The sequence below is a fragment of the Gaetbulibacter saemankumensis DSM 17032 genome (assembly GCF_000425645.1).
Classification (GTDB): domain Bacteria; phylum Bacteroidota; class Bacteroidia; order Flavobacteriales; family Flavobacteriaceae; genus Gaetbulibacter; species Gaetbulibacter saemankumensis.
Genome location: NZ_AUDV01000009.1, coordinates 1 through 25,313, shown reverse-complemented (window position 1 = coordinate 25,313; position 25,313 = coordinate 1). Strand labels below are relative to the sequence as shown.

22 protein-coding genes and 1 other RNA gene are annotated in these 25,313 nt (G+C 34.0%); 8 read left to right on the top strand and 15 right to left on the bottom strand.

Annotated elements, in window-relative coordinates:
* Nucleotides 1–39 precede the first annotated feature (39 nt).
* Nucleotides 40–353, top strand: an RNA gene (gene rnpB / locus H611_RS14490) — RNase P RNA component class A.
* Nucleotides 354–401: 48 nt separating this feature from the next.
* Here rnpB and H611_RS0106645 read toward each other — a convergent pair.
* The 5 genes from H611_RS0106645 to H611_RS0106625 all read right to left on the bottom strand — a co-directional run bounded on the left by H611_RS0106645 (nt 402) and on the right by H611_RS0106625 (nt 3,911).
* Nucleotides 402–1,148 (bottom strand): PH domain-containing protein, encoded by a 747-nt coding sequence (locus tag H611_RS0106645; protein WP_027137623.1) that lies wholly within the window; start codon nt 1,146–1,148, stop codon nt 402–404.
* A 15-nt stretch (nt 1,149–1,163) separates the two neighbouring features.
* Entirely contained in the window at nt 1,164–1,682 is a 519-nt protein-coding gene (locus tag H611_RS0106640; RefSeq protein WP_027137622.1) for a hypothetical protein, read from the bottom strand.
* A gap of 144 nt (nt 1,683–1,826) precedes the next feature.
* Nucleotides 1,827–2,369: a 16S rRNA (guanine(966)-N(2))-methyltransferase RsmD gene (gene rsmD / locus H611_RS0106635; protein WP_027137621.1), complete on the bottom strand. Its 543-nt coding sequence runs from the start codon at nt 2,367–2,369 to the stop codon at nt 1,827–1,829.
* Nucleotides 2,369–3,190 carry a DUF3822 family protein gene (locus tag H611_RS0106630; RefSeq protein ID WP_027137620.1) on the bottom strand — a complete coding sequence of 274 codons (822 nt, stop codon included), beginning with the start codon at nt 3,188–3,190 and terminating at the stop codon, nt 2,369–2,371. Before H611_RS0106630 ends, rsmD begins: the two co-directional genes overlap by 1 nt.
* Complete coding sequence (locus tag H611_RS0106625; RefSeq protein ID WP_211223797.1) at nt 3,174–3,911, bottom strand: hypothetical protein; 738 nt, start codon at nt 3,909–3,911, stop codon at nt 3,174–3,176. The genes H611_RS0106630 and H611_RS0106625 overlap by 17 nt, the downstream gene beginning before the upstream one ends.
* 123 nt (nt 3,912–4,034) lie before the next feature.
* On the opposite strand from H611_RS0106625, the gene H611_RS0106620 reads away from it, so the two are divergent.
* From H611_RS0106620 to H611_RS0106600, 5 genes are all read left to right on the top strand, one after another.
* Complete coding sequence (locus H611_RS0106620) at nt 4,035–5,465, top strand: ATP-dependent DNA helicase (RefSeq protein WP_027137618.1); 1,431 nt, start codon at nt 4,035–4,037, stop codon at nt 5,463–5,465.
* A gap of 3 nt (nt 5,466–5,468) precedes the next feature.
* Nucleotides 5,469–6,035 (top strand): DUF4126 domain-containing protein, encoded by a 567-nt coding sequence (locus tag H611_RS14650; protein WP_084158156.1) that lies wholly within the window; start codon nt 5,469–5,471, stop codon nt 6,033–6,035.
* A gap of 43 nt (nt 6,036–6,078) precedes the next feature.
* Nucleotides 6,079–6,807 (top strand): 3-deoxy-manno-octulosonate cytidylyltransferase, encoded by a 729-nt coding sequence (kdsB, locus tag H611_RS0106610; RefSeq protein ID WP_035483611.1) that lies wholly within the window; start codon nt 6,079–6,081, stop codon nt 6,805–6,807.
* The gene (locus tag H611_RS0106605; protein ID WP_027137615.1) at nt 6,798–7,499 is read left to right on the top strand and encodes an HAD family hydrolase; all 702 of its coding nucleotides are present in this window, start codon (nt 6,798–6,800) and stop codon (nt 7,497–7,499) included. The genes kdsB and H611_RS0106605 overlap by 10 nt, the downstream gene beginning before the upstream one ends.
* A gap of 84 nt (nt 7,500–7,583) precedes the next feature.
* Complete coding sequence (locus H611_RS0106600) at nt 7,584–8,666, top strand: iron-containing alcohol dehydrogenase family protein (RefSeq protein ID WP_027137614.1); 1,083 nt, start codon at nt 7,584–7,586, stop codon at nt 8,664–8,666.
* Between the two features lie 170 nt (nt 8,667–8,836).
* On the opposite strand, the gene H611_RS0106595 is transcribed toward H611_RS0106600, so the two are convergent.
* The 9 genes from H611_RS0106595 to thrA form a co-directional block, all read right to left on the bottom strand.
* Nucleotides 8,837–9,811 carry a Gfo/Idh/MocA family protein gene (locus tag H611_RS0106595; RefSeq protein ID WP_035483609.1) on the bottom strand — a complete coding sequence of 325 codons (975 nt, stop codon included), beginning with the start codon at nt 9,809–9,811 and terminating at the stop codon, nt 8,837–8,839.
* A gap of 121 nt (nt 9,812–9,932) precedes the next feature.
* Nucleotides 9,933–10,652, bottom strand: a complete 720-nt coding sequence (locus H611_RS0106590; RefSeq protein ID WP_027137612.1) for a YebC/PmpR family DNA-binding transcriptional regulator — start codon at nt 10,650–10,652, stop codon at nt 9,933–9,935.
* 115 nt (nt 10,653–10,767) lie between these two features.
* Nucleotides 10,768–11,061, bottom strand: a complete 294-nt coding sequence (locus H611_RS0106585) for a 4a-hydroxytetrahydrobiopterin dehydratase (RefSeq protein ID WP_027137611.1) — start codon at nt 11,059–11,061, stop codon at nt 10,768–10,770.
* A 64-nt stretch (nt 11,062–11,125) separates the two neighbouring features.
* Nucleotides 11,126–11,956 (bottom strand): sugar nucleotide-binding protein, encoded by an 831-nt coding sequence (locus H611_RS0106580; protein ID WP_027137610.1) that lies wholly within the window; start codon nt 11,954–11,956, stop codon nt 11,126–11,128.
* Between the two features lie 34 nt (nt 11,957–11,990).
* Nucleotides 11,991–13,073: a glycine cleavage system aminomethyltransferase GcvT gene (gcvT, locus tag H611_RS0106575; RefSeq protein ID WP_027137609.1), complete on the bottom strand. Its 1,083-nt coding sequence runs from the start codon at nt 13,071–13,073 to the stop codon at nt 11,991–11,993.
* A gap of 606 nt (nt 13,074–13,679) precedes the next feature.
* Entirely contained in the window at nt 13,680–14,825 is a 1,146-nt protein-coding gene (locus tag H611_RS0106570; protein ID WP_027137608.1) for a putative porin, read from the bottom strand.
* A 145-nt stretch (nt 14,826–14,970) separates the two neighbouring features.
* Nucleotides 14,971–16,263, bottom strand: coding sequence for a threonine synthase (gene thrC, locus H611_RS0106565; protein ID WP_027137607.1), 1,293 nt, complete (start codon nt 16,261–16,263; stop codon nt 14,971–14,973).
* 24 nt (nt 16,264–16,287) lie between these two features.
* Nucleotides 16,288–17,211 carry a homoserine kinase gene (locus tag H611_RS0106560; RefSeq protein ID WP_027137606.1) on the bottom strand — a complete coding sequence of 308 codons (924 nt, stop codon included), beginning with the start codon at nt 17,209–17,211 and terminating at the stop codon, nt 16,288–16,290.
* A 72-nt stretch (nt 17,212–17,283) separates the two neighbouring features.
* Nucleotides 17,284–19,728 carry a bifunctional aspartate kinase/homoserine dehydrogenase I gene (gene thrA / locus H611_RS0106555; protein WP_027137605.1) on the bottom strand — a complete coding sequence of 815 codons (2,445 nt, stop codon included), beginning with the start codon at nt 19,726–19,728 and terminating at the stop codon, nt 17,284–17,286.
* A 339-nt stretch (nt 19,729–20,067) separates the two neighbouring features.
* On the opposite strand from thrA, the gene H611_RS0106550 reads away from it, so the two are divergent.
* Nucleotides 20,068–21,603: an NAD(P)H-hydrate dehydratase gene (locus H611_RS0106550; RefSeq protein ID WP_027137604.1), complete on the top strand. Its 1,536-nt coding sequence runs from the start codon at nt 20,068–20,070 to the stop codon at nt 21,601–21,603.
* A gap of 56 nt (nt 21,604–21,659) precedes the next feature.
* Here the strand turns inward: H611_RS0106550 and H611_RS0106545 are convergent, their stop codons facing one another.
* On the bottom strand, nt 21,660–22,691 hold the full coding sequence (locus H611_RS0106545) for a TlpA family protein disulfide reductase (protein ID WP_027137603.1): 1,032 nt from the start codon (nt 22,689–22,691) through the stop codon (nt 21,660–21,662).
* Nucleotides 22,692–23,205: 514 nt separating this feature from the next.
* Here H611_RS0106545 and H611_RS14060 point away from each other — a divergent pair.
* Nucleotides 23,206–25,313, top strand: a 2,108-nt coding sequence (locus tag H611_RS14060; protein ID WP_157515062.1) for a hypothetical protein, incomplete at its 3' end; no start/stop codon positions are given.

Sequence of the window (25,313 nt, the reverse complement as noted above, 5' to 3'; positions counted from 1 at the left end):
TTAGCACGAGTTATTAACAATTAATTGTACTTTTGTGGGCTAGTAGATCGCCTTATCGCTGTTTTTATTTTATAAAAATAGAGGAAAGTCCGAACACCATAGTGTAACATAGTGGTTAATGGCCACCAGCCGAGAGGTTAGGAAAAGTGCAACAGAAAGGATGTACAGGTAATGCTGTAGTGAAATCAGGTAAACTCTATGTGGTGCAATGTCATGTATACCAACGTTTGAGGGCGACACGTTCGATTGTTGGAGGGTAGGCAGCTAAAGTGTATTGGTAACAATGCATTCAGATAAATGATAAGGGCTCATTAACGTGAGTACAGAATTCGGCTTATAGATTTACTTATATATAAAACCCCACTTTGTTTAAGTGGGGTTTTTATGTATTGTAATGGTTATTATCGTGGGGTGAATGCTAGGTCGGGACGCATCTCTGCATTGTATTCTTCATATCTTAGAATATGTTTTAATACTTGTGAAAAGGCTTCGAGTCCAGACTGTCCCAATAATTGTTGATTAGCCCTAGATTTAACAACATTTTCAATTTGATCTTTATAGGAAATAGCAATAAATAAGTAGTTTTCCGGAGTTCCAAACCCACTTCTGTAAACACGATAATATTCATTAGAACCTTTACTGGCAAACACTTCTTTGATTTTTTTCATAGCCTCATGTAAAGCTTTGCCGTTATCAGGACTGTAATACAGAAAAATAAATTTACGATTATTCTTGCCTTCTTGGGTTTGACTAATACCTTGTGGCATATACGTTAAGTCTTCAAGTAAGGTAATAACATAAGATGTGTGCGCATCGTAGCAAGCATCAAACCGATTGAATAAAGTCCCAAATTCATCTCCCATAGTATCGGCCATATCTTTAAATGGACGCTTGTCTAATTCTGCATAATTATCCATCGGACTTATATAAAGATACCGGAAATCGTCAATAACGGCTGTAATCCATTTTGTAGGCGGGTTATGGGTAATACAAGCTTCAATAAAATCTCTGGCGACCATTTCGTATTCAAAAACCTTCGCAGGTTTTACATTGTCTTGGTGCACCTGATACATTTGCTGTGAATACAGAAGATGTATTGGTGAAAGTAGCATGGTAGCAACAAGTAAAGCAAAGCTAATCGTTTTCATGGAGATTGATTTTTATCATTCTTCTAATTCCATCATAGACATATCTGCCTTTTCATCGGCTATCGATTGAAGTTCAGCGACTAGTTTCGATGAATCATAATACACATATTCCTGAACTATTTTGCCATCAATAAATTGAGCTGTTAAATGAACAGGAATCACAATTTCTTTATTATTTTCTGATAAATGTCCTTTCCATATTCCCCAGTAATTAACCCAGGTTTCTTCGTCTTTATCAATTACCATTTCTGTAAAGGCACCTTTGTCTTCAAAACCGTAATCTGAAAAATTAGAAATCATACCTTGTAGATTTTTTAAATTCTCATCCACAGAAATACCTTTAACTGTGTTATGATGGATTTTCGCAGTATCTGCAAAATTAGCTTTCCAACTTGTCCAGTCTTGATCTTCATAAGCTTTAATTCCAGCTTTTAAAGTTTGAATTTCAGGTGAATCGAAAAAATAGCGTTGTTTAGGTTGTTGACAAGCCGTAATTAAAATTAAAGCCAGTACTGATAATAAGAAATTTTTCATGTTTATGATTATTAATTGGTTATTAGCATAATTAACCATAAACAATAGTTTTAATAATGATTATGTTATGTAAGAGTTGAGGCAAAGCAAAACTACAAGTTCTAATTTACTGAAAAAAAAGTTATTAAGAAAGAAAAGTAGTATTTATAATTGAGCCTCAAAAAAACTAAAAGTACTACCGCCGTAACTTTTAGAATAACTGAAGTAATCTAGCTCCGATAAGTTCATGTGTTTGGAATGTTCAACAATGAGTACACCTTCTTCCTGTAAAAGATTGTTCTTAAAAACAAGTTCAGGAATTCTTGAAAACTCCTCTATTGAAAAGATGTAAGGCGGATCGGCAAATATAATGGTAGATTGGATATTAGTTTTTTCTAAAAATTTAAAAACGTCACTTTTAATAGTTTGAATGGGCATTTTAAACGTTTGTGCTGTTTGGTTGATAAACTTGATGCAACCAAAATCTTGATCGACAGAAATAATGTCGGTTGTTCCTCGTGATGCAAATTCGTAACTTATATTTCCACTTCCTGAAAATAAATCTAAAACTGAAATATCATCAAAATAAAAATGATTCCCTAAAATATTAAAAAGAGATTCTTTAGCCATATCGGTGGTAGGGCGTACCGGTAATTTTTTTGGTGCTATAATTTTTCTTCCTTTATGAATTCCTGAGATAATGCGCATTAAAAACTGTTGATAAGAGTGAAATGTGAATGTAAAGGAGCTTGCTTGTTTAAAAACTGATAGTTTTTTGAGAAATTACAGAAGTCTACGTGACGTATATATTTATATGTAATATTATAAATATCGTCATCTTTAGAAACGTTACCAATAAAAAACAATTTTAATGTTTCAGGGTTTAAATTAAGTTGCTCCGCTGTAAATAGGGTGTAATAAATAAAATCTTCTTTCGATTTATATTCAAAAGAATTGTAGAATTGTAATTTTGAATCCTTTATAACTAGAACTTCAAAATGTCCTTTATTTAAATTAATGTAAACGTTAGATTCTTGGGATACATTTTTCTCAATACTGAGAACTTCCTGTATTAAAACACTTGAGATATGTTTATAAGTAAAGGTGCCAAACTTGTCGTAGATATAATTGTTGATATTTATGTAAGGCACATAAACCACAACACTGTCATTAACTAATATATCGTCATAAGCGATGAAATCAGACTTTAAGATTTTCGAATTGAACTTTAAATAATCTGCCATATATTCCTCATTAAATAACGGTTTCGGAATTACAGTGGCCAATTCATTATCATGAATTAATACGACCTCTTTAAAGGCACTATCTATTAAAGGCGCTTCTGTTTCAAAAACGTTATTTAGTTCGGCTAAAAGTTCTATCGGATTTAGTTTTCGTTCAAAATCTATTTCTTTTAAATGGAGTATTGAATTATCCTGTAGAATACAAAAAGAAAGTCCACTCAAACTAATTTGAATGGACAATTGCTTATTTAATGTTGTATGTGTCGAATTACTCGTTATCACCATATGTTTTTGGCCAGTTACCAATGGTTTTAACTTCTTCCATAGATCCTACTTTTAGTTCAGCTCCGTTTACTCCATCTACAGAAACCACTTGTTTTTCTTGAATTACTAAGTCTCTGTCTTGGTCGAAAAGAATCACATCTTTACTAACAGAGGCTTCAAAAACAGGAATATTTATTTTGTTTTGTTCTATAAAACCAGCTTGTAATTTAAATTTTGCTCCAGGCTCACCAACAGGCACATTCATCATCGTCTTGTAGCGATTAGAAGTTTTAAATAATGAATCTTTAACAGGTACATATCCTAAAGTATCAATTACAACAATATCTTTATACATATCTACACCAAAAAGTTTTGTTTGCTCTTTGTCTAAAACACTACTATCACGACGTTGTGTTATGGTGTACTCAGCAGTGTCTATGAATTTTATTAGATTGTCAAAGTTATCGGTGAATTTGCCAGTAACTTGTTTAAACGCTAATTCAGAATCTCTTATGTCTTTAAGGTTTTCAATAACCTTGGCGTATCGTTTGTTCTTTTCTTTATTGAATAAAATTGGTGTATAAATAGACATATAAGTCTGATAACCAAGGAAACCAATTAATACCCAAAGAGCAAGGTTTACAACGGGCTTAAGTTTTATTGGTAAATACTTATCAATTACTTTTATAAACACAAAAGCAAGGACAATTACTGCAACAGCAATAAGAACAAATTTCAACATATCGTATTAATTAAATTTTATTAAAGGTCTTTCGCAAATCTACAATTTTTTTTTAATCGTTAAAACCTATTAAGAATAAAATCATTTCTATCTTTGAATAATTTAAATATTCTAAGCCCTTAAATGACTTCATCAGAATTTTATTTACTTATAAAACAGCAATTTCCATTCCAAGTCACCTTAAAACAAAATATTGTTCTTCAACAACTTTCTGAATTTATTTTTAACAAAAACCCGAATACTTTATATGTTTTAAAGGGCTATGCTGGTACCGGAAAGACATCAATTATAGGAACTATTGTTAATAATTTATGGAAAGCAAAGAAAAGTTCCGTGTTAATGGCACCAACGGGTCGGGCAGCAAAAGTAATTTCCAATTATTCAGGGCGAGAAGCATTTACTATTCATAAAAAGATATATTTTCCCAGGAAAGACAAAGGCGGAGGTGTGTCTTTTGTGCTTCAGCCTAATAAACATAAGAACACCATCTTTATTGTAGATGAAGCCTCTATGATTCCTGATACGCCGGGTGATTCAAAATTGTTTGAAAATGGGTCTTTGTTAGATGATTTAATGCAGTATGTGTACTCAGGACATCAGTGTAAATTATTATTAATTGGTGATACAGCACAATTGCCTCCTGTTAAATTAGAATTGAGTCCTGCACTTGATGAAAAGACACTGGAGTTAAATTATAATAAGGAGGTGATTAAGATGGAAATGGATGAAGTTGTCAGGCAAGAAAAGGATTCTGGGATTTTAGCCAATGCCACAATTTTACGTGAAACCTTATTCTATGAAACTTATGAGAGTTTTAAATTTGATTTAACAGGCTTTAAAGACATTATTAGATTAGTCGATGGCTATGAAATCATGGACGCCATTAACGATGCTTACAGCAATCTTGGTAATGAGGAAACGGCTATTATAGTTAGAAGCAATAAGCGCGCCAATTTATACAATAAGAACATAAGAGAACGCATATTGTTTAATGAGAGTGAACTTTCGGCAGGTGATTATCTCATGGTGGTTAAGAATAATTATTTTTGGATAAAACCAACTACCGAAGCAGGCTTTATTGCGAATGGAGACATTATCGAGATTTTAGAAATTTTCAGAATTGAAGATTTGTATGGGTTTCGATTTGCAGAAGTAAAGATTAGGATGGTCGATTATCCTAAGATGGCACCTTTCGAAACCGTATTACTATTAAATACTATTGAGGCAGAAACACCATCGTTATCGTATGAGGATTCCAATAGGCTTTATCAGGAAGTAATGAAAGATTATGAGAATGAAACCGCTAAGTATAAAAAGTTCTTAAAGGTTAAGGCTAATAAATATTTTAATGCTTTGCAGGTTAAATTTTCATATGCTATTACCTGTCATAAATCACAAGGAGGGCAGTGGAATACGGTTTTTATAGAGCAGCCTTATTTACCTAATGGGATCGATAAAGAATATTTACGCTGGCTCTATACAGCTGTTACAAGGGCAAAAGAAAAATTGTATCTTATAGGTTTTAAAAGCGATTTTTTCGAAAATGAATCTTAATTCATGGACTCACAAAGTATAATAAGTGTTTTTCTAGGTATAGGCCTGGCTGCTTCCGTTGGATTCAGGGTGTTTTTACCTTTGTTGGTTTTAAGTTTAGCGTCGTATTTTGAAGTTTGGGAATTAAATACTTCTTGGGAATGGCTAGGCAGTGAAATCGCTTTAATTATATTAAGTGTAGCTACAATGGTTGAAATATCTGCGTATTTCATTCCATACCTAGATAATTTGCTCGACAGCATTTCGGTGCCTCTAGCAGCTTTTGCCGGGGTGGTGATTATGCTTTCTGTGGTTTCAGATTTAAGTCCTGCCATAACATGGGCATTAGCTATAATTGCTGGGGCAGGTACGGCAACAACAGTTTCGGGTAGTTCATCAACTACGCGATTAGTTTCTACAGGGGTAACGGGTGGCGTTACTAACCCGATGGTATCGTTAGTGGAAACTATTTCGGCATTCGTATTGTCGATTTTGTCGATTTTCTTGCCGGTAATTGCTTTTGTGTTAACAATGCTCATACTATTAATTATTTATAAATTTTATAGAAAGTTTCGGTCAAATAAGACATGAAACCTCTAATAAATATTATATTTTTGAATCATATTTTTAAGAGATGAAAATTATTTCAATGATTCCAGCACGTTACAGTGCGTCACGCTTTCCAGGAAAACTTATGCAGGACTTGGGAGGTAAACCTGTTATTGTAAGAACTTATGAGGCTACTATAGCAACACAATTATTTGATGAAGTATATGTTGTAACCGATAGTGAAATAATCTTTAAAGAAATTGAGAAGATTGGCGGTAAGGTTATGATGAGTCAAAAAGAACACGATTGTGGAAGTGATCGTATTGCTGAAGCCGTGGAGTTTATGGATATTGATATCGTCATTAATGTTCAGGGCGATGAGCCGTTCACAGATAAAGAATCCTTATCGAAATTAATAGATGTTTTTAAAGATGATTATGATAAAAATATCGATTTAGCATCGTTAATGGTACATATTACTGATTCAGAAGAGATAGAAAACCCAAATACGGTTAAGGTTATTGTGGATCGGGAAAATTTTGCACTGTATTTTTCGCGTAGCCCTATTCCATATCCCAGAGATAAGAATGCAGGTGTAAAATATTTTAAACACAAAGGAGTTTATGCTTTTAGAAAAGAAGCTATTTTAGATTTTTACCGATTACCAATGCTGCCTTTGGAAGCGTCGGAAAAGATTGAATGTATTCGATATTTAGAATATGGAAAACGGATTAAAATGGTAGAAACAGATGTTTTAGGGGTTGAAATTGATACGCCAGAGGACTTAGAGCGAGCCAAACGAGAATGGAAATAGATTATAATAATATAAAAGTTGTTGGTTTTGATGCCGATGATACCTTATGGGTGAACGAAACCTATTTTAGGGAAGCTGAAGTTGCCTTTGGCAAACTCCTCTCTGATTATGAGACTTTGAACACAATCGATCAGGAGCTCTTTAAGAAGGAAATTTATAATTTACCTTTGTATGGTTATGGCGTTAAAGCTTTTATGTTATCTATGATAGAAAGTGCTCTGGAACAATCTAATTATAATATTTCTGCAAAATCTATAGAGGCTATATTAGAAATAGGAAAGGACATGCTAAATAAACCGGTTGAGTTGTTAGATGGTGTTCAGGAAGTTCTAGAATCATTGTCAAAAAAATACCGATTAATTTTAGCGACTAAAGGAGATCTATTAGATCAAGAGCGAAAATTAGAGAAATCAGGATTGGCAAAGTATTTTCACCATATTGAGGTATTGAGCGATAAGAAGGAGACTAATTACTCGAATTTATTGAATCATTTAGACATTAAACCATCACAGTTTTTAATGATAGGGAATTCTTTAAAATCTGATGTATTACCATTAGTGCATATTGGAGCGCACGCCATTCATGTTCCTTTTCATACTACCTGGGCGCATGAGCAGGTTACAGAAAAAGAAACAAACGGTAAAACATATAAAACGATAAGTAGCTTAAAAGAAGTTATTGATTTATTATAATGATTGATTGTAAAAATCGATTAAAAATTGAAAAAATAAGAAGTATAATACTTCTATTTTAGATGTTAAAAGGAAATATATTAAATGAAATATAAAAACTTTCCAATGGTGCCAAGAGTTGTTTTTGGCAGAGGTAGTTTCAATCAGTTAAACGACATTTTGGCCCCAAAGCGCAAAAATGCTAAAGCACCGTTTATTTATTTAATTGACGATGTTTTTAAAAATAATATATGGTTGATTTCTAGAATCGAATTATCGTATGATGATAGAATTATTTACATATCATCGGCTGAAGAACCAAAGACTTCGCAAGTAGACGAACTAGTTGAAGACATTATATTAAGTACCAAAGAGCGTCCATCTGGAATTATCGGAATAGGAGGAGGTACCTTATTGGATTTAGCCAAGGCCGTGTCAATTATGTTAACCAATGAAGGGGAGAGCCATGAATATCAAGGTTGGGATTTAGTTAAAAATCCTGCCATTTATCATGTTGGTATACCTACCATTTCTGGAACTGGTGCCGAAGTTTCTAGAACTACGGTGTTAACAGGACCTGATAAAAAATTAGGAATTAATTCAGATTATACACCTTTCGATCAGGTAGTTCTTGATTCAGAATTAACAAAAGGTGTTCCTAAAGAACAATGGTTTTATACAGGTATGGATTGTTATATTCATTGTGTGGAGTCGTTAGAGGGAACTTATTTAAATGAGTTTAGTAAGAGCTATGGCGAAAAGGCTTTCGAGCTATGTAAAAGCATATTTTTAGAAGGAGCGCTATCTGATGTTGAATCTCAGGAAAAACTCATGATGGCTTCTTGGCATGGAGGCATGAGTATAGCTTATTCTCAAGTAGGTGTGGCTCATGCTATGAGCTATGGACTGGCTTATGTGCTTGGTGTTAAGCACGGCATAGGAAATTGTATTGTTTTCGATCAATTAGAAGAATTTTATCCGGAAGGAGTACAAATGTTTAAAGCCATGAAATCAAAGTATAATATCGAATTGCCAGAAGGTATTTGTCGTGACTTATCTGATATTGAATTAGATACTATGATTAATGTGTCTTTAGGTTTGGAGCCACTTTGGGAGAACGCACTGGGTAAGGGGTGGAAGCAAAAAATGACCGCGAAAAAATTAAGAGAACTTTATAAAAAAATGTAACGTATTTATAATATAAATATTAATTTTGGCACAAATATTGACATGTTTATAGTAAAGTGTGTTAGCTATGAAACATAAAGTAAACTATTTTGTCCCTAAAAAGAAACATGACTAACGCACCAAAGCCCTTCGCAAGAAGGGCTTTTTTTATTTAAGGCTTATTATCAGGATTATATAATTCCTAAAATCTTATCCATCACCCAATTTGCATGTAACCCTGAAGCCCCCATTGAAGGATGTTGCATGTTTTTATGAATCAACATATCTCGCATAGCCTCAACATGAAACTGTTGAATATGCTTAGGGTTTTCTATAAAAATACTTTCTCTATAATTAATACTTTCAATTTTTATTGGGTTGTTATGAAATATAGAGAATGAAATTTCACCGCGATTTCCATAAATCACCACTTCGTCGAAGTGCTTATGCGCACCAAAATTCCAAAATGCGGCTCCGGTGGCTCCATTACCATGTAGCCAGCAGGAAGAAAATGCATCTTTAGCACTGTAGTAATTTTGTTGATTTAAACTAATGCCTTTTGCTTCTATGATATCACCAATTAAATAATTGAATAAATCTAAGCCATGACTTGCTAAATCATCGAAATAACCTCCTGGGGCAATATTTAAATCGGTACGCCAATTGTATTCGCCCGATTTATCTAAATCGCTGGCCGGTTTGGTAAATTGCCAATTTATGTGTCGTATATCTCCAATAGCATCAGAATCTAACCAAGATTTAATTTGTTTAAATCGCGGTAAACTTCTTCGGTAATATGCTATAAATAAGGGAATGTCTTTTGATTTAAACGCATTAAAAATTTCTAAGCTTTCAGCATAACTGGGAGTCATGGGCTTTTCTATACAACAAATTTTTCCTGCATGAGCTACTTTCAAGGCATAATATTTATGTGAATCAGGAGGTGTCGCAATGTAAATAGCATCAACATTTTCATCATTAATTAAATCGTCTGCGTTGCTGTAGTATATTTTAATACCATGCCTATTGGCATAGTCTTTTGCCTTCTCTTCATTTCGGCGCATCACCGCTACAACCTCAAAACCTGAAGTGTTTATATACGCAGGGCCACTTTTAACTTCGGTAACATTACCACAACCTAAAATCCCCCATTTTATATCCCTCATTATTTAATTGATTAATTTGATAACTAATATAATTAACTTGATTTAATAATAGTTTGAAAATATATTAAATAAAAAAGGCCATCATAAAATGACGGCCTCTCTTTATATAATATTTAAAAGTTTACTCAGCGATTTCTTCCATCGTATGATATACATTCTGCACATCATCATCTTCTTCTAGTTTTTCAAGAAGTTTTTCAACATCAGCAGCCTGCTCTTCATTCAATTTTTTTGTTACCTGAGGAATACGTTCAAACCCGGAAGATAATATTTCTATGCCTCTAGATTCTAATTCAGCCTGAATGGCTCCAAAATTTTCGAAGGGTGCGTAAATTAAAATACCATCTTCATCTGCAAAAACTTCTTCCGCGCCGTAATCGATGAATTCTAATTCAATTTCTTCTGGGTCTAATCCTTCAGCGTTTATTCTGAAATTACAGGTGTGATCGAACATAAATACAACCGAGCCAGAAGTACCTAAACTACCATCGCATTTATTAAAATAACTACGAACATTCGCTACGGTTCTGGTATTGTTATCGGTTGCTGTCTCAACCAAAATGGCGATACCATGAGGTGCATAACCTTCAAATATCACTTCTTTATAATCACCCTGATTTTTATCTGAGGCACGCTTAATGGCGCGCTCAATATTATCTTTCGGCATGTTAACCGACTTGGCATTTTGGATAACCGCTCTTAATCGCGAATTACTATCTGGGTCAGGACCACCTTCTTTAACAGCCATTACAATATCTTTTCCGATACGAGTAAATGCCTTACTCATAGCAGACCAACGTTTCATTTTTCGTGCTTTTCTAAATTCAAAAGCTCTTCCCATAATGTTTATTTTTATTCAAATCGCTTAGAAAGCGGTTAAAGTTTATATATTTTGAATGCAAATTTAAAAAAATCTACAAATCAAAATATTAGAAATTAAATAAGATAGTTAAACTTTATTCTTCATCAGGCTCTACAATAGTTTCTATAGCTTTGGCTAATTGAAAATCCTTTTCGGTAACCCCATTAGCGTCGTGAGTAGATAAAGAAATGGTAAGTACATTATAAACATTCGACCAATCTGGGTGGTGATTTAAAGCCTCACATTCAAAAGCAATTCTACTCATAGCACTAAAGCAATCTTTAAAGTTTTCGAACTCAAATTCGGCATGCAGCGCGTCGTCGTAATAATCCCATTCTGGTAAATGCAATAATTTTTTCTCTATATCTTGTTCTGATAATTTTTTCATTTGAATATGGTTTTTATGTTGAAATTAATGTCTTCAATGTAATCATTTCAGAAGTTAAAATCAATTAAATTTCTAATTCAGTTAGTATTTCCTGACTTAAAATTTGTAAGTTTTTGGGTAACAGATTGTATTTTGGTAATACGGCTAGATATCTATCGTCATTTGTTGTGTAAACACGTTTATAAATGGCTTTTTTAAGTCCGAGCGTATTGATAATATCTTTTATGAAATCATCGTGATGAACTAAATCGGTACTGCCTAAATGAAAAACACCTTTTTTATTTTGATTGATAATGTAATGAATTTGCTGGGTTACTTTCGACTCGGTAGTTACATTCATAATCAAATTAGGAAATACTTCAATAGGTGTTTTTTCTTTAACATGTGTTATTAGCTCCTGTACTCTTGGTGATTGTACCCCAAATACCATCGGAAGTCTCAAAATGGCGACGTACTTTTTTGGTAGTCGCAAAAGCATGTTTTCAATTTTTATTTTGAAATGACCATATATGCTGGGGCTTAAAGTTTTATCTTCTTCGTAGCTAGGATACTTGCTGTAGGCGTCGAATACATTTGCTGAAGATAAAAAGATGAATTTTATTTTTTGAGTAAGCACATATTCCGAAAGATGTTTGTGCGCTATGAATTGTGCAGCAAAATCACCTCGAAGGGCTGAAATAATAACCGTTGGTTTTACAGACTCTAGAATTTCATAAATATCGTCTTCTTCAAAATTATATTGAAAAAACTGATGATTTTTTTCGTAAAAAGAGCTGTCTGTATTATAGGTGCCATAGGTATTAAAATAAGGGTAGAGCTCTTTGTAAAGCGCACCACCTAAAAAACCACTGGCACCTAAAATTAGAATTCTATGTTTGCTTGTTTTCTTCTCCATCAGTTACGTCATTCACAGGCAAAGACAGATTTTATTATCCTTTATAGAAAGGCAACTTAACTACTGTCGCAGGAATAGCTTTTTTACGTACTTGAATATATATTTTACTATCAACTTTAGAAAAGTCGGTAGTTACATACCCCAAACCAATACCTTTACCTAAACTAGGAGACATAGTTCCAGAAGTTACTTTCCCAATAATATTACCTTCTGCATCTACAATTTCGTAATCATGACGAGGAATACCTCTTTCGTCTAATTCGAAGGCAATAAGCTTACGTGACACACCAGCTTCTTTTTGAGCTTTTAAGGCTTCAGAATTAGTGAAATCCTTTGTGAATTTTGTAATCCACCCTAAACCAGCTTCAATTGGTGATGTCGTGTCATCAATATCATTTCCATATAGGCAATACCCCATTTCAAGGCGTAAAGTGTCACGAGCGGCTAATCCAATTGGTTTAATACCATAATCGGCACCTGCTTCGAATACCTTATCCCAAACTTGTTGTACGTCTTCGTTTTTTACATAGATTTCAAAACCGCCACTACCTGTATATCCCGTAGCGGAAATAATCACATTGTCAATGCCTGCAAAATCTCCAACTTCAAAATTGTAAAATTTAATAGCAGCCAAATCGTGGCTAGTTAAAGACTGCATAGCTTCAATAGATTTTGGTCCTTGAATAGCTAATAAAGAATACTCATCACTTAAATTGCGCATAGTAGCGCCAACATCATTTTTAGATGCTATCCAGTTCCAGTCTTTTTCAATGTTACTAGCATTTACTACCAATAAATACTGTGTTTCTTTAAGTTGATAAATAATTAAATCGTCTACTATACCACCATCTTCATTTGGCATACAACTGTACTGAGCTTTACCAATGCTTAATTTACTGGCATCGTTACTTGATACTTTTTGAATTAAAGCTAAAGCGTTTTCACCCTCTATTAAAAACTCACCCATATGCGATACATCGAAAACACCAACGGCATTTCTTACAGTTTCGTGTTCTAGGTTAACACCTTCATATTGAACGGGCATATTATATCCTGCAAATGGAACTAATTTCGCTCCTAAAGCTTCATGAGTTTTTGTTAAAGCTGTGTTTTTCATTTTAAATATTTTGATTTTATCTTCTTTTTTACTCCTTAAAATTTGAGAAATAAGAAAGAATTCTAGTTGTTTTTATATTGAACGCAAATGTATTGAAAATTTGTAGATGTGAGATTTTATTCAAACTAAAAAAGGGGAGATATGTAAAAATACAAGCTATAATTACTGAAAATTCATAAATTTTAACTCCAATTAAAATATAAACCTATACTTGTTTACTAATACAAATACTATCGAAATAATAAAAAACAACGATAGAGAATGCACATTTACTATACCTTGTTATTTTGGTCTTATTTGTAGTGACTGTATCCTTGTTTATTAGGTAATAGATTTTGCTATATTTTTACTTTCCTATTGGGAATTAACGAACTCAATCTGAATGGTCAGAAATAAATGCTCTTTTGCTAAAATCAATTAGATCTTATATTGATAGCTTGGTGATGATATCCCGACCCTTTACACTAATTTATTACTAAAAGTATGAGAAAGAATCATCTCTACTTTCATTATTATATTCATTACTTTAAAAGAACAAGATTGAATCCTTATAAGAGATAATGAATTCTGTTGAATGGTTGAAAATTGAAGTTATATTGTACATTTTTAAATTTTAACGTCTAAATCTAGACGAATTCTATCTCCAGTTTCTTTTGCAACACCAAAAGGAATTAACTGTTTTACTTTATAGTACTTTAGAGTAAGTTTCATGTTTTTTGCTAGTAAATAACTTGCAACCAATTCTATTCCTTTAAAATTTGTTAATCTACCGTCAGGAGAATCTAAATTAGAGTAATCCCATCTTGCCCAATCATTCTGAGCCAAAAAGTCAACCGCGGCATAACGCTCTAAATAGGAGTATGTTGCTTTGAATTTCCAATCTTTCTTTTGCTTTAAACTACCGTAACTTATTCCTGTAATTAAACCATTCTTTTGGTTTTTAAAGGGAATAACAATGTTTTCGTTTTGATTATAATCTTCAAAATTATGATAATAATCTATTTCAAAATAGATATTGTGTGGTTGTGAAACGCGCAAAGTGGTGCCTATGTTAAAAATAGCATAATCAAGTGTAAATGTCTCGCCTCCATCAGGAATGTTAGGCATGTTTTTGAAATAATATAACGAAGAGAATAAGGCTATTTTTTGTTTTAAAAATGTAGTTGAGGCTTGTAAACCTTGAAAATACCTATCTTTATCTAATGATGTGCCCGATGCTCTAATTATGAAATGTCCTGCGTTTATGTCTAATTGATCAAATACGCTGGAATTAAAATGTACTTTCTTTTTGAAAAACAAACCTTCGGGATATACATTGTCACTCCAAAAAAGTTCATGTTGCTTGTAAAACGGAAATGTATTTTTACCTAGCCAAAATTTATAGCCTTTTTGTTCTGCTTGAAAATATAATTTTTCAAAGCCCAGTGGAATAACATTAAATTCAGCAAAGCCATCACCAAGTGTAATTTGAGGGTCTTGTTGTTTGTTTGGTAATCCTGTTCTTATGCGAGCTCCAAAGTCTGACCAATGGTTTAGTTTATAATTAAACCCAGCTCTTAATCTATACCTAAGTCGTGTACGGTTATCTCTAAAAGAATCATCTGATTTTTTTGAATTCCAATCTTCTTCAATTCTAAATCTGAAATCAGCATTAAACTTTAGTTTTTTCTCAATTGGTTCCTGACCAAAACATAAAAATGGAATAATAAACCATGTTAAAAAGACATAGATAGTGATAGGTTTAGCGATCATTTAGTTTGCAGTTGATTAGTAAGGTCTATATTAAAACTAATGTAATTAAAAAGTTATGACATTAGTTATATTTATTAATCGATATAATTAGAGATTTTATAAAATCCATTTGTTGCTATGCAATAAAAGATATACTTGATACGACCTATTCTAATAAAAAGGATTTTAAGTCTTCATAAGTTGAAATGGATATAGATTCTTTTTCTTTTCCTATGACTGATTGTATCTGTTTAGGTAAAGTTTGTTCTTCTTTTATAACTTCTTCAACTATATCTAAAAACTTTGTAGGATGTGCGGTCTCTAAAAACACGCAATGAGCTTCTGGATGTTCCTTTAAATATGCTTTACAACCTAAATAACCAACAGCCCCATGAGGATCGGCTACATAGTTGTAGTTGTTGAAGATTTCTAACATAGCTTCTTTCGTTTGTTCATCTGAAAAGCTATAAGATGATAAATTCTCTTTTAGCTTATCGAAACTATTTTTATAAATCTCCTGGATACGGATAAAGTTACTTGGAGCTCCAACATCCATCGCATTACTTATGGTTTGTACAGAAGGTTTTGGCTCGTATAATTGCGATATTAAATAACGGGTTACCACATTATTGGCATTGTTCGATGCTACAAAATGCTTAATAGGTAAACCTAATTGTTGTGCCATCATACCTGCACAAATATTACCAAAATTACCACTAGGTACCGAAAACACCATGTGTTTATGTTTGTTATGTAGTTGTTTATAAGCAAACATAAAATAAAATAGTTGTGGAAGCCAGCGCGCTACGTTTATGGAATTGGCAGAAGTGAGTTGCATATTGCAAGTCAGCGTTTCATCCAAAAAGGCTGTTTTTACCATGGCCTGGCAATCATCGAAAGTACCATTAACTTCCAATGCTTTAATATTCTCACCAAGAGTAGTTAATTGTTTCTCTTGAATATCACTTACTTTTCCACTGGGATATAAAATAACTACATTAACTCCTTTAACACCTAGGAAGCCATTAGCGACTGCGCCTCCGGTATCACCAGATGTCGCCACTAACACAGTAACTTCTTTGTTGTTATTTTGGTTGAAATACCCTAAACAACGTGCCATAAAGCGAGCACCTACATCTTTAAAGGCCATAGTAGGACCATGAAAAAGCTCGAGTGTTGAAATGTTGTCGTTTAATTTTACAATAGGGAAATCGAATGATAGTGTTTCTTCTACAATAGTTTTTAAAGTGTCTTCAGGTATGTCAGGTGATATAAATTGTTTTATGGCTTCAAAAGCAATTTCAGAATAAGATAAATTATCAATATTATCATAAAACGACTTAGGTAAAGCCGTAATATTTTCTGGAAAATATAATCCTTTATCAGGTGCTATTCCTTTTATAACGGCATTCTTGAATGTAGATTTCTCAGCCTCTTGGTTTAGTGAATAGTAGTTCATTTTTATTATTGTTAACCCTTGTAGTTAAGGTATTATTTTTATTCCTTCTGAATTAATTTTAGTAAGGTGAATATCGAAAGCAAGACCCGTTTTTGAATACACATCATTCATCGCAAGCTTCACTTTTTCAGCATTTTCAACACCTTTGCTTAAAGAAAATATTGAGGGTCCGGATCCAGAGATTCCAACGCCCAAACCTCCTGCATTTAAGACGGCAGATTTAACCTCGTCATAGTGTGGAATAAGTTTCTTACGATAAGGCTCAATGACAACATCATGAAGCGACTTTCTAATTAATTCGTAGTTACTGGTGTGTAAGGCATGAATGAAGCTTCCGAAATTAGCCCATTGAGTAATTGCATTACTTAAAGAAATATCTTTTGGCAAAATAGCTCTAGCTTCTGATGTTTTTATCTCAATTTGGGGATGAATTATTGTGGCGTATAAATCTGAAGGGGTTGGAATTTCAAGAATTTCTAAAGGACTTACGCTCTTAACTAATGTGAATCCGCCAAACATAGCAGGCGCCAGATTATCGGCATGTTCACACTTACTAGCTAAAGCTTCACCTTTAATAGCAAATTCTGTAAGTTGTGTTTTATTGTAAGGTCTACCGAGTAGTTCGTTCATTCCAAAAACACTACCTACCGCACTAGCTGCGCTACTACCAATACCACTGCCTGGTTTTATATTTTTGTAGATTTCAATTTCGAATCCACAGTCAGGCTGTGCAGCTTGATACATAGCTAAAGCCGATACGCCTGCCACATTTTCTTCGGTTTTTAGTGGTAAATCGAATCCTTCAGACTTAGTAATAAAAATCCCTTTTTTATCTATTTTTCGAATCACCATTTCATCACCAACACTATCAAGGCAAAAACCCATCACATCGAATCCACAAGCCACATTGGCTACAGTTGCCGGAGAGAATATTTTTATTTCGTTCATATTTTCTATTAAATAGTTCTCGGGTGCGCTAGAGCAAAAACAAGAACTTTTATCATCTACTTTCATGTTTTCTTATTCGTTTCCAATTTTAATAATGTCAGCAAATAACCCAGAAGCTGTGACTTCTGCACCTGCGCCGGCTCCTTTAATAATCATAGGTTGTTCTGGGTAGCGTTGTGTATAGAACATGACAATATTGTCTTTTCCTTCCAGATTATAAAATGGATGACCATTTGGAATTTCCTGTAAACCAACGCTGGCTTTGCCATTATTGAATTGTGCCACATATTTTAATTGACAATCTTTTGCTTTAGCCGATGCATATAGATTTTGGTAGTGTGCTTCATCCTGAATTAAAGTCTCGTAAAAATCATCAACGGTATCACTTTTTAATCCAGCTTCAGATAAGAAAGGTGTGTTTTCTATATCTTCTAAATTCATTTGAACACCACTTTCCCTGGCAAGAATCAATATTTTTCTTGCTACATCCACACCGCTTAAATCGATGCGTGGGTCTGGTTCTGTATAGCCTTCTGCGGCAGCTTGTTTTACGACGTCATAGAACTTTGTCTTGTTGTTAAAATTATTGAATACGAAATTCAAACTACCTGAAAGCACTGCGTGAATGGAGTTGATTTTATCTCCCGAAGCAATTAAATTATTCAAAGTGTCTATAATCGGTAATCCTGCACCTACATTGGTTTCAAACAATAAAGGCGCATTGTATTTAAGCGACAATCGTTTTAATAATTTATAGTTTTCTAAATCACTTGAGCAGGCGATTTTATTACACGCTACTACACCAATGCTTTCACGTAAATAATGTTCATACAAACTAGCGACATCTTTATTAGCGGTTACATCTACGAAAATGCTATTACGTAAGTTAAGTGATTTTGTTTTTTCGAAAAAGCCAGTTAATGATGCTTTTTCGCCTTGATGTAAATCTTCCTTCCACGATTTTAGGTTAATGCCGTCTTCATCAAAGATCATCTTTTTGGAATTAGATAAGCCTATAATGCGAAGGTTTATTTTTAGGTTGTCTTTTAAATATTTTCGTTGCTGCTTAATTTGTTCAACCAATTTTTCACCAACATTTCCAACTCCTGTAATAAATACATTAAGCTGTTTTGTTTTAATTTCGAAAAACTGCTCGTGAAGCGTATTTAAAGCCTTTTTTACATGTTTTTCAGCAATGACTACCGAAATATTTTTTTCTGAAGCTCCTTGAGCGATAGCTCTAATATTAACATTGTTTCTTCCTAGTGCGCTAAACATTTTACCGCTTAAACCTTGATGATTTTTCATATGATCACCAACTAAGGCTACAATGGAAAGATCACGTTCTACGATAATAGGATTTATTTTATGCAAGGCAATCTCATATTCAAAAGCAGCATCTATAGCAGCCTGTGCTTGGTCCGCATCGTTTTCATCGATTCCTAAACATATAGAATGTTCAGAAGATGCCTGAGTAATTAAAATGATGTTTATTTTTTCCAGAAATAAGGTTTCAAATAAACGTTTTGAAAAACCAGGAATACCAATCATACCACTACCTTCAAGTGTAAGCAAGGCAATATTACTGATATTGCTTATTCCTTTAACAGGAGATGTAGATTTGGTTTCTTCACTAGAAATGACGGTTCCTAAAGCTTCAGGTTCCAGCGTGTTTTTTATGTGAATTGGGATATTCAAATCTAATACAGGTTGTACCGTCGGTGGGTATAATACTTTAGCACCAAAATGTGATAACTCCATAGCTTCCTGGTATGAAATCTTTTCGATGGGGTAGGCCTGTTTTACGATTTTAGGATTTGTTGTAAACATACCGCTTACATCTGTCCAAATTTCTAACTGCTCTACCCTTAGTGCTGCTGCTACTATGGCTGCTGTAAAGTCTGATCCGCCACGACCTAAAGTTGTTTGCTCTCCTAGTTTTGATTTGGATATAAAACCAGGAAGAATGGTTATCTTTTGGTCTATAGTATTAAAATAGGACTTGATATTTTTATTTGTAATGCTATAGTCAACTTCTGCTTTCGTAAAATTAGAATTCGTAATAATTAATTCCTGAGCATTTTTTTGCTTGGCTGAAATGCCACGATTCTTCATGGTTTCAGCAATAATAACCGATGATAATAATTCTCCGAAACTGACTAGCTTATCTGAAGTTTTAGGAGATAGTTCGTTAATTAAATAAATACCATCTAAAAGACTTTTTAATTCGCCTAGTTTAGCATCGGCGAAGCTAATAAGTTCTGAGCTGGTATTCGTGTTTAACTGATTAATTATATCGAAATGAATATCTTGAATTAGAGTGAAGGTTTCAATGTAAGCTTCATCTTTGTTTTGTGCTTGTTTGCCTGCGAGAAGTAATTTGTCGGTTATACCTCCTACAGCCGAAACAACACATACAACCTGATCTTGTTTAGAATAGTTTTCAAGAATGTCGATTACATTATTTATGTTTTGTGAGGAACCTACAGAAGTTCCACCAAATTTTAAAACTTTCATGTTTTAATGAATTAATAATTTAATAAATAAATTTAATTTATTGTAATACTGAAATTACAATTATAGCCGGAAGTATATATAATTAGCAACCCCAAAGGGTTGTAATTGTTGTAGTTGTTCCAAAAATAAAAGTAGTCTTTTTCGTTGAAAAAGAGGCAAGGATCTTGTTATTTTGGATTAAATGATTCATTATAAGTGTAAATATACAATTCAAAAGTATTACTTTTAGATTAATTAAAAAACTTAATAAAATTTTTTACAATATTCTTATTAAGACCGTATTTTCTTCTGAAAACTTTTAAGGAAAGGAATAAGAAATGAAAAATTGATAATTACCTCATGAAGATACTTAGTAAAGAACAGGTTTATCAAGCTGATAAAATTACCATAGAACGCCAACAAATTACATCAACTGATTTAATGGAACGGGCGGGCGAGCAAATTTTTAATTGGTTACACCTGCGTTTGCAGGGCGCACAGGTCCCTATTCATATTTTTTGTGGTATTGGTAATAATGGTGGCGATGGTCTGGTACTTGCCCGCCATTTAATATTAGAAGGCTATAATGTCAATATTTATATAGTGAATTATAGTGATAAACGCTCAAAGGATTTTTTAATTAATTACGATCGGGTTAAGAATATTACGAAGTTATGGCCAAAGCTTATGACTAGTGAAGAAGATTTTCCTGTTATTAATGCAGAAGATATAGTTGTAGATGCTATTTTTGGAATAGGCCTCAACAGACCGGTGGCAACATGGGTGAAGAATTTATTTAAACATATTCAAAATTCAACAGCATATACGTTATCTATTGATATTCCTTCCGGATTGCAGACTGATAAAATTCCGGAAAGTGATGATGATGTTATCAAAGCTTCAGCCACATTAACTTTGGCAAGTCCTAAAATCGTTTTTTTTCTTCCTGAAACTGCTAAATTTAGTCCGGAATGGGAGGTTTTAGATATTGGAATTGATCAGGAATTCATGCGAAATGTAGATGCTAAAGGCTATATTATTTCAAAAAAAGATATCCTTCCTTTATATAAGCGAAGACATCGTTTTGCTCATAAAGGAAGTTTTGGACATACTTTAATAATTGGTGGGAGTTATGGAAAAATAGGAGCGGTTAATTTATGCAGTAGGGCGGCACTGGTAACAGGGGCTGGTTTGGTAACTGCTTATGTTCCAAAGTGTGGGGTTACTCCCTTACAAACAGCCATTCCTGAAGTTATGGTAATGGCTGATGCTGAAGAATATGTGATTTCAGAAATACATTATGATATTAAACCCAGTGCCATTGGCCTAGGTGTAGGATTAGGTACAGATGAAAAAACAGTTGAAGCTTTATCTCAAATTTTAAAGTCAAACCTTTTGTCTTTAGTTATTGATGCTGATGCCATTAATATTTTAGCTTCTAATAAACACCTATTACAATTGATTCCGAAGCACAGTATATTCACACCGCATCCAAAGGAATTAGAGCGACTTATAGGTGTATGGCGAGATGATTTTGATAAACTAGAAAAAGTTAAAAAATTCACCAAAACCTATGATTGTATCATGGTGATAAAAGGAGCTTATACAAATATAGTATTCCAGGATAGTGTATATATTAATACCACAGGAAATCCAGGCATGGCCACTGCAGGAAGTGGTGACGTTTTAACCGGTATTATTGCGGGTTTAATATCCCAGGGTTACACCCCCTTAAATGCAACAGTTTTTGGTGTTTATTTACATGGAAGCGCAGGTGATTTGGCGGCTATAAATTATGGCAACGAAAGTTTAGTTGCCAGTAATATTGTAGAATATATTAGTGAAGCTTATAAAGACTTGTTTAAACGGTCCGAAGATATACAACAAAGTACATAAAACAAGATATAAAAAAAGCCACTTAAAAGTGGCTTTTTTTTTGAGTTAAAATCTTTTTAGATTTCTAAAGAATCGAATAGCTCAATTAATTTGTCAGACGAAGGTCTTGGAGCATCCGGTGTTACAATGTTTCCATTAGGATCGATTAAAATAAATCTAGGAATACCTTTGATTCTGTAATTCTGTACAAATTCAGATTGCCATCCTTTAGGCGCAAAAATTTGGATACCACTTAATTCTTTATCAGCCACCATAGCTTTCCAATCTTCTCTTGCTTTATCCCAAGAACCGCCATGACTTCTGTCATCATCAACAGACATGCTCACAAAATGGATGTTTTTTCCGTGGTATGCTTCTTCTAACTTCTTAAGTGAAGGAATTTCAGCTTTACAAGGTCCACACCAGGTAGCCCAAACATCAACGTAAACGTATTTACCTTTTAAATCTGCAAGCGAAGTTGTACCGCCTTTGTAGTTTTCATAATCTGAAAAATCTGGAGAAGGAGCACCCTTAGGTAATTCTGCTTTTAAAGCTATCGTTTCAGATACATGCTTTTTATAATACGAAAGCATAGGTGTTATGTTGTTTTTGAATTCATTAGTTAGAACCGTATCAATTTGTGGGTTCGATTGCCAATGTTCATTCAATTTATTTTCTATGCTAGCAAATTCTTTATCTAAACTTGCCATGTCTAAATTAGCCATAGCATCTAAATCGATTATATCTTCTTGTAATTTAGATGTTTCAATAAGGAAATTGTTATCAACAGCCCCATCGCCTTCAAAAGTTAATGAAGAATTAAATTCGTTGGCATCTAGGTTAACTTTTAAATCAAAGCCATTTTTAAGGAAAACAGAGGCCGCTTTATTACCGTCGTGAAACCTGTAAACGCCAGGCTCAATCTTTAAGGTGTCTTTAAAAGTGCCGTCTTCGTTAACATTAATAGTTTTAGAAAACGTACGACTTAAAACCACTATAGAGTCGCTTTTTTTATTCGATATTTTTCCGGAAAAAGTGGCGTAGTTTTTAGGGGTTTCATTACAAGCTAAAATACTGGTTGCCAGGGCAAATAAGAGTAGTTTTTTCATTTATAATAATATGTTTAAGTATCAAAAATAAAAATTTACGGTTTTCTTCAAGACATTTTAATTTATTATTAACATTTAAAGCAAATAATTGAATAATATTTTAAATTGTAAATGAGTTTTTGAATATAATGAAGTAAGTTTTGTTATTTATAGTTGTTAGTTAGTCGGATTTATTTTTCATTCGCCTATAAAAAATGTATTTTATCGATAAAATAAGAGGTGTTTTGTTGCTGAACAGTTTTTAATCTTAAAAAGACTACATGATATCTAAAATGCAAGATTTAATATTGAAAAGCCTGTTAAAATTTTCTAAATTTGAGTTCCCTCATTTCTACATCTTGTGCTAACTCTTATGTCCTTGAGAGTTTATCTGATTAATAGCAAATTAAAGATGCCCTCGTCTTACTAATGTTTTAATAGTTTATTTAGCATTCATAATACTATTATGAAAGCGGTAAATTGTTAACCTTATTTATGTTAACATCATTTATTAATTAATTAAAATGTTATGTTAATGTACAATTTTACCCAAAACACATGGAGACAGACGTCTCTGAATTTGATTGCATGTTGCTTAAGTTTACTTAGGAAACATTTAAAAAGTATAGCCTCCTTTGCGGTAGTTATGCTTTTTTTGTTTGGAGCTGTAGGTAGTTTGAAGGCGCAGACAGGCGTGCCGTGTATTGATGGAGACTCTGAAGAATGGGATGGTCTCGCAGTTACTGGAGCACCGACGTTCGAGCTTAAAGCAGACGTTTTTACAGGAAATCAGGATGATATCTTTACAGGTGGTAAAGACTTCAAAAGCTGGGGGCAAGCCTCTCCAACACCAGATTACAGTAACTGGACATTTAGTCCTATGCAGGCCAAGAGTGATATCATGAATGCAGCTGCTGTAATCTATACGGGTATCAATGGGTCTCCAATTTGCGGAGCTGCTTCACCGTTTAATGTGTATAATCCGGAACACACTTATCTATTTTTTGCTGGTGACAGGGAAAGCAATAAAGGAACCGGATATATTGGATTTTGGCTTTTGTTAAATGGTTCCACGGCTATAGATGATGGCGATAAATATTTTAGTCCAGACCACTTTACTAATTTTGGAGAGGAAGATCCTGATAATCCAGGTACTTTTTTTGATATCGATTCCTGTGTAGGAGACCTTCTAGTGTTAGCAGATTTCACCGGTGGCGGACGAGATGCTGCTATTACAGTACTTAAATGGGTTGGTCCGGGTAATGGAACAGAGGGTAATAATAATTCTTTAGTTAAAATTGGGCTTGATTCCCAGGTTGGTCAAAATAACGGAGGTCCCGTTCCAGTTCCTTCGAATTTTATAGTTCCGGAAGGACAAACCGAATACGATTACAACGAGTTTTATGAAGGTGTTATAGATATAACAGATGTTTTTGATTTACAAAATAATCCTGAAATCATTTGTGGTGCAACATGGATGCTGGAAACCAGATCGTCAGCTGAAATAACAGCCGATTCGAAAGATTTCGTAGGTGGTAGTTTTAATTTACCACCTGGTGTTAATGTTAGCAACGATGAGGTCTGTGTTAATGGTTCTGCCAGTTTAACAGCAACTGTAAGTCAGGGTAATATGGTTATTGAAAACCCAGTAGCTAATGGTTACACGTTTCAATGGTCAGGGCCAGGAACGTTTAATGGCCAGGGTACAGCGACTATTATTTTTGATTCAGCACAATTATCAGATGTTGGAGATTACTCCGTAATGGTGACAAGTCCTAATGGATGTTCACCATCGGGAGGGGACGCTATTGGTACGCTTACTGTAAATGGCTTACCAGATGTAACAGCAAATCCAGCGTCTTTAGAATGTACAGAAGCAACAATACAATTAACGGGGTCTCCAGAAGGAGGAACCTGGAGTGGTGATCATGTAAGCCAAAGTGGCTTGTTTGATGCTACTGGATTAGCTCCAGACGATTATTCGGTAACATACACATATACCGATGGAAATGGATGTACCAATAGTGACGATGCTATTATTACGGTTAATATAGCACCAACAATGACTGTGAGCTGTCCCGATCCGGTTAATCTAGATGCTTGTTCATCGTCTGATGACATTGCTTCGGCATTAGCTTCCTGGCTATCTGGATTTTCAGTAAGTGGAGGTGTAAATCCTTCCATAAGCTATATGGTTAATGGAGAGTCAGCAAATGATTTGACAGGTATAACACTTGATGAATGTGGTGACAGTGTAATGGTAATGATTAGTGCAACGGATGAGTGTAGTCAAATAGGGAGTTGTTCAGAAACTTTTGTACTAAACGCACCAGATGCGATAGCAGTGGGTACACCACCTAGCGATGCAGAGGCGGATTCATGTATGTTTACAGATCAGGATGCGGTAGATGCAGCCTATGCACAATGGATAACTGATACGACCAATGCGGCAGTAGCAAGTATAACAGGCGGATGTGCTCCAGAGGGTAGCATTAAGTCACAGGATAATGCACCAGACTTATGTGCTGGCGGAACAGCGACAGTGGTTTGGACCATTACAGATTTATGTGAGACCTTCGATGTAGAGGCGACTTGGACCTTGAACGCACCAGATGCGATAGCAGTGGGTACACCACCTAGCGA

Bases quoted from the DNA above. Each gene is read 5' to 3' on its own strand.
- H611_RS0106595 (WP_035483609.1), bottom strand. From the start codon at position 9,811: ATGAGGGATATAAAATGGGGGATTTTAGGTTGTGGTAATGTTACCGAA.
- H611_RS0106570 (WP_027137608.1), bottom strand. From the start codon at position 14,825: ATGATCGCTAAACCTATCACTATCTATGTCTTTTTAACATGGTTTATT.
- gcvT (WP_027137609.1), bottom strand. From the start codon at position 13,073: ATGAAAAACACAGCTTTAACAAAAACTCATGAAGCTTTAGGAGCGAAA.
- H611_RS0106560 (WP_027137606.1), bottom strand. From the start codon at position 17,211: ATGAACGAAATAAAAATATTCTCTCCGGCAACTGTAGCCAATGTGGCT.
- thrA (WP_027137605.1), bottom strand. From the start codon at position 19,728: ATGAAAGTTTTAAAATTTGGTGGAACTTCTGTAGGTTCCTCACAAAAC.
- H611_RS0106625 (WP_211223797.1), bottom strand. From the start codon at position 3,911: ATGTTGAAATTTGTTCTTATTGCTGTTGCAGTAATTGTCCTTGCTTTT.
- H611_RS0106550 (WP_027137604.1), top strand. From the start codon at position 20,068: ATGAAGATACTTAGTAAAGAACAGGTTTATCAAGCTGATAAAATTACC.
- H611_RS0106600 (WP_027137614.1), top strand. From the start codon at position 7,584: ATGAAATATAAAAACTTTCCAATGGTGCCAAGAGTTGTTTTTGGCAGA.
- rsmD (WP_027137621.1), bottom strand. From the start codon at position 2,369: ATGCGCATTATCTCAGGAATTCATAAAGGAAGAAAAATTATAGCACCA.
- H611_RS0106620 (WP_027137618.1), top strand. From the start codon at position 4,035: ATGACTTCATCAGAATTTTATTTACTTATAAAACAGCAATTTCCATTC.
- thrC (WP_027137607.1), bottom strand. From the start codon at position 16,263: ATGAACTACTATTCACTAAACCAAGAGGCTGAGAAATCTACATTCAAG.
- H611_RS0106645 (WP_027137623.1), bottom strand. From the start codon at position 1,148: ATGAAAACGATTAGCTTTGCTTTACTTGTTGCTACCATGCTACTTTCA.
- H611_RS0106545 (WP_027137603.1), bottom strand. From the start codon at position 22,691: ATGAAAAAACTACTCTTATTTGCCCTGGCAACCAGTATTTTAGCTTGT.
- H611_RS0106640 (WP_027137622.1), bottom strand. From the start codon at position 1,682: ATGAAAAATTTCTTATTATCAGTACTGGCTTTAATTTTAATTACGGCT.
- kdsB (WP_035483611.1), top strand. From the start codon at position 6,079: ATGAAAATTATTTCAATGATTCCAGCACGTTACAGTGCGTCACGCTTT.
- H611_RS14650 (WP_084158156.1), top strand. From the start codon at position 5,469: ATGGACTCACAAAGTATAATAAGTGTTTTTCTAGGTATAGGCCTGGCT.
- H611_RS0106580 (WP_027137610.1), bottom strand. From the start codon at position 11,956: ATGGAGAAGAAAACAAGCAAACATAGAATTCTAATTTTAGGTGCCAGT.
- H611_RS0106605 (WP_027137615.1), top strand. From the start codon at position 6,798: ATGGAAATAGATTATAATAATATAAAAGTTGTTGGTTTTGATGCCGAT.
- H611_RS0106590 (WP_027137612.1), bottom strand. From the start codon at position 10,652: ATGGGAAGAGCTTTTGAATTTAGAAAAGCACGAAAAATGAAACGTTGG.
- H611_RS0106630 (WP_027137620.1), bottom strand. From the start codon at position 3,190: ATGGTGATAACGAGTAATTCGACACATACAACATTAAATAAGCAATTG.
- H611_RS0106585 (WP_027137611.1), bottom strand. From the start codon at position 11,061: ATGAAAAAATTATCAGAACAAGATATAGAGAAAAAATTATTGCATTTA.